The following is a 2,931-nucleotide window of genomic DNA, read 5'->3' on the forward strand; positions in this document are numbered from 1 at the left end:
ACAGGAGATGAATCCCATGAAGAAGTTCCGTTTCACACTCGTCGCGATGCTCGCAGGCGTGGCCCTGGTAGGCGCCGCCTGCTCAGATGACGACGACAGCAGCGACGAGACCACGACCACCACAACCGAAGCCGAGAGCTCCAGCGATTCCGAGGAAAGCTCAGACTCCAGCTCAGACGACATGACCATCGTCGACATCGCAGCCGGCAATGAAGACTTCTCAACTCTCGTCACCGCAGTGACCGAGGCCGGACTCGTCGAGACGCTCTCCGGCGAAGGTCCCTTCACGGTCTTCGCACCCACCAACGCAGCATTCGACGCACTGCCCGAGGGCACCCTCGACACGCTGCTGGCCGACCCCCAGGGCGCCCTCACCGAGGTCCTGACACTCCACGTGATCAGCGGTGAAGTCGACGCTGCTGCAGCAACTGCTGCTGCCGGCACCTGCGTCGAGACCCTCGGTGGCCCCGTCAAGGTCGAAGCCGTCGGTGACGGCCTGACCATCGGCGGCGCCCCCATCAGCAGCACCGACCTCGAGGCCTCCAACGGCATCATCCACGTGATCGACGCCGTGATCGTCGCCCCCTCCGACGACTGCTGACCCACCCCCAAGATTCCCCCCAACCAACCCCGGCAGGGACGGAGCACCCGCTCCGTCCCTGCTGCGCGTCCGGGCCACGGTTGCTGGGCAACGCCTGTGCCCGGGCGCGCTCAGGCGCGCACGAAACTCAGGAACATCACGCGGGGCATCCGAACCTGCTCGACGTACTCTGGCGCCCGGGCCACGAAGCCGGGCGGCGGAGCCGGCTCTTCCATGTGCTCCAACAGCATCCCGGCTGCGGCGGCCGCGTTCACGTACCTCGACAGGGGACGGTGGTGGAACTCGATGAACACCCCGCCATCGACCTGTTCGGTAACGCTCCGCTCGTCGAGGTACCAACCGAGCTGCCAGTACTGCTCGGGTGGGTCGATGATGTGGTCGTCCACCCAACCGCTGCCGGGCGTCTGCACGATCGGATGGTTGAGGACCACCAACAGGTGCCCGCCCAGCCGCAGGACGCGCCCGGCTTCGTCGATGGCCGCAGCCAGGTCGCCCACGTGTTCGAGCACCAGGCAGGCAACCGCCACATCTGCGCAGCCGTCAGCCAGCGGCAACGCTGCCGCCGACGCCCTCACGTAACCTGCCCCGCCACCCTTTGCCACCGCCGTGGCCAGTTGGCCCGCCGCCGGGTCGAGCCCGACGGTGGTGCAGCCACGACCCGCCGCAGCGCGGGACACCTGCCCTTCCCCGCATCCGATGTCGACCACGACTGCGGCGTCACCGATGTGGGCCTCGACCAGCGGCAGGATCTGTTCGGCATACTCCGGGTCGGCGCCGTCGGAGAAGTTCTCCGCCCACCAGTCGGCGTGGGAGTCCCAGGCTCCGGCACTCACCCTGGGTCCGTCGCGTCGGGTCCGGCGACCTCATGTGCCATCCAGTGCCGACGGCACAACAGCTCGTAGGTGACTTCGGGTGTGGCCAGCTCCAGGCGCTCCTGGTGGTCCTCGGGGTCAGATGTGTCGCCCACCATGTGGAGTTCCCCCTCGGTGGTGAAGCGGCCGTCGACGAGGCGGGCGTTGTGGGTTGCTCGTTCGCCGCACCAGCAGCGCGCCTCCACCTGGAGGTCCTGGCGTTCGTCCGCCAGCTCGAGAAGCCGCGCCGTTCCGGGGAACAGGCGGCCCTGGAAGCTGGTCAGCAGCCCGAAAGCCCACACCTCCACGCCGAGGTCGTCGACGACCCGCGCCAACTGCTCGGCCTGGGCCTCGTCGAGGAACTGGGCCTCGTCGCACACGAGGTAGTCGACGGGTGCACGCTCCACGACCATCTTCTCCAGATCCACTTCGGGGCCGGCCTCGATCGCCTCGGCCGAGACACCGAGCCGGGACGACACCACGGAACCTTCGCGGTCGAGCCGGGTCACCAGCAGGCCGCGGCGGCCGCGGCGGGACAGGTTGTGGTGGATCTGCAGGGCAAGGGTGGACTTGCCGGATCCCATCGTGCCGTGGAAGAACCGCAGCAGGGCCATGGGCTGACCCTAGGTGACGGCCGCCCTCAGTCCGACCCCGCGGGTTCGTGCAGTCGGTCGAACACCGCCTGCGCCACGGGCTCAGGCAACCAGGTCAGCTCCTGGAGGTCCTCCAACCGGGCCTTGCGGAGCTCGGGGACACTGCCGAAGTGGTTGACCAGCCGCTCGCGGCGCTTTGGGCCCAGCCCCGTCACACCGTCGAGTTCGGAGAGCGTCATGCGCTTGCCGCGCAGCTGGCGGTGGTAGGCGATCGCGAACCGGTGTGACTCGTCGCGGATGCGCTGGAGGAGAAACAGAGCCTCCGAACCGCGCCGAACCGTGACCGGTTCGCTGCGGCCCGGCACGTAGACCTCCTCGAACTGCTTGGCGAGCGACGCCACAGGGATCTCGTCGGCCAGCCCCAGTTCTTCGAGCACGCCCCTGGCCACACCCAACTGCCCCTTGCCGCCATCCACCAGCAACAGCTGCGGCGGGTATGCGAACTTGCCGCGCTCAGCAACCGGCAACTTGCGCTGCTCGATGTAGTTGGTGAGTCGCCGGTGCAGCACTTCCTGCATGGCGGCGAAGTCGTCGTTCCCCTCCACACCGCGGATGCGGAAGCGCCTGTACTCGCTCTTGCGGGGCAGTCCGTCTTCGAGCACCACCATCGAGCCCACGTAGTCGGTGCCCTGGATGTGGCTCATGTCGTAGCACTCGATCCGCAGTGGGGAGAATGGCAAATCCAAGTAGTCCTGTAGCTGGTTGATGGCCTGGCTGCGGCTGTTGTGGTCGCTTTGACGCTTGAGCCGATGCCTCTGGAACGACTCTCTGGCGTTTTGGGTGACCGTCTCGGCGAGCTCACGTTTGTCACCACGTTGAGGCACCC

The 2,931-nt window shown here is 67.5% G+C and carries 4 protein-coding genes; 1 reads left to right on the forward strand and 3 read right to left on the reverse strand.

Annotated elements, in window-relative coordinates; all coding sequences use genetic code 11:
- Positions 1-16: 16 nt before the first annotated feature.
- The gene (locus GY812_17290) at positions 17-601 is read left to right on the forward strand and encodes a fasciclin domain-containing protein (GenBank protein ID MCP4437235.1); all 585 of its coding nucleotides are present in this window, start codon (positions 17-19) and stop codon (positions 599-601) included.
- Between the two features lie 110 nt (positions 602-711).
- On the opposite strand, the gene GY812_17295 is transcribed toward GY812_17290, so the two are convergent.
- The 3 genes from GY812_17295 to GY812_17305 form a co-directional block, all read right to left on the reverse strand.
- Positions 712-1,434: a class I SAM-dependent methyltransferase gene (locus GY812_17295; protein ID MCP4437236.1), complete on the reverse strand. Its 723-nt coding sequence runs from the start codon at positions 1,432-1,434 to the stop codon at positions 712-714.
- The gene (locus tag GY812_17300) at positions 1,431-2,066 is read right to left on the reverse strand and encodes a thymidine kinase (GenBank protein ID MCP4437237.1); all 636 of its coding nucleotides are present in this window, start codon (positions 2,064-2,066) and stop codon (positions 1,431-1,433) included. The genes GY812_17295 and GY812_17300 overlap by 4 nt, the downstream gene beginning before the upstream one ends.
- Positions 2,067-2,092: 26 nt before the next feature.
- On the reverse strand, positions 2,093-2,931 hold an 839-nt coding region (locus tag GY812_17305; GenBank protein ID MCP4437238.1), incomplete at its 5' end, for an excinuclease ABC subunit C.

This window comes from Actinomycetes bacterium (genome assembly GCA_024222295.1).
In the GTDB taxonomy this organism is placed as follows: domain Bacteria; phylum Actinomycetota; class Acidimicrobiia; order Acidimicrobiales; family Microtrichaceae; genus JAAEPF01.

Bases quoted from the DNA above. Each gene is read 5' to 3' on its own strand.
- GY812_17290 (MCP4437235.1), top strand. From the start codon at position 17: ATGAAGAAGTTCCGTTTCACACTCGTCGCGATGCTCGCAGGCGTGGCC.
- GY812_17300 (MCP4437237.1), bottom strand. From the start codon at position 2,066: ATGGCCCTGCTGCGGTTCTTCCACGGCACGATGGGATCCGGCAAGTCC.